The sequence below is a fragment of the Arthrobacter sp. MDT2-34-1 genome (genome assembly GCF_059091365.1).
This window is the reverse complement of the sequence record NZ_JBNHGO010000228.1, coordinates 1-251: the sequence shown is the minus strand read 5'-3', so window position 1 is coordinate 251 and position 251 is coordinate 1. Positions and strand designations below refer to the sequence as shown.

1 pseudogene is annotated in these 251 nt (G+C 66.5%); it reads left to right on the top strand.

Annotated features, from left to right (window positions below):
- A pseudogene (locus AC5RVV_RS18460) lies at positions 1-251 on the top strand (phosphoglucosamine mutase); the annotation flags it as partial.

The following is a 251-nucleotide window of genomic DNA, read 5'->3' as shown; positions in this document are numbered from 1 at the left end:
ACTACAGCCTGGGCGGCGAGCAATCCGGCCACGTGATTTTCTCCGACTACGCCACGACCGGCGACGGAGTGCTGACCGGCCTGCAGCTGGCTGCGCAGGTAGCGAAGGCGGGCCGCCCGCTGGCTGAACTGGCTGCCGTCATGACCAAGCTTCCGCAGGTCCTCATCAACGTCAGGGACGTGGACAAGGCCAGCGCCGGGATCAATGCGGCAGTGCAGGACGCCGTTGAACAGGCCAAAGCCACGCTCGGG